This window comes from Arthrobacter sp. MDT2-34-1 (assembly GCF_059091365.1).
Window position 1 is genome coordinate 1 of the sequence record NZ_JBNHGO010000089.1, and the last position, 658, is coordinate 658.

At 62.3% G+C, this 658-nt stretch carries 1 protein-coding gene; it reads right to left on the minus strand.

What is annotated here, in order from left to right; genetic code table 11:
• The coding region (locus AC5RVV_RS17780; protein WP_494002675.1) for a cytosine permease at positions 1-539 on the minus strand (539 nt) is incomplete at its 3' end.
• Positions 540-658 lie beyond the last annotated feature (119 nt).

Sequence of the window (658 nt, forward strand, 5' to 3'; positions counted from 1 at the left end):
ATGGCCTTGTATCCGAAGAAGGCAATGATGACCTGCGCGACCATAATGATGGCGGCCACGGCGATCTTCGCCACGTAGTTCGGCTGCGCGGGATCGACCCAGCCGATGCTGCCCAGCAGTGCCATGACCAGGTCCAGGATGATCCAGGTGTTGACGGCGCACCAGCCGATGCCCAGGGTGGCCTGGATGGCGGCTGGACGGTAATTGCCGCGCCGCCCGAACGCCGCGCGCGCCAGCACCATGCCGGTGGCACCGGTGCGCTGGCCGATCAGGACGAAGAAACCGAAGAGGATCATGCCGATCAGGTTGCCTGCAACCAGGACGGTCACCGTATCGGCGAAACCGAGGCCCAGGTGGATGCCCAGGGCGCCCAGCACCCAGTTAATCGGGGCCAGATTGGCGCCGGCCCAGATCCAGAACTGACCGGCAACACTACGCGTGCGCCCTGACTCGGGGATGGGCTGGAGTTGCTGTTCATAATCATCCGTGGACGGCGTCGTTGCCGTATGTCCGGATGCCGCAGGAACTTCTGCGTTCATGGGAAAACCTCCAGTGGTTTAGCGATACTGATAGGCTATGTGGTCTGCGTCACCGCCAACAATAGACGCTGTGTCGAGTTATTTCCCCGCTGATTGGACGGATCGTCATGCCCCTGCCC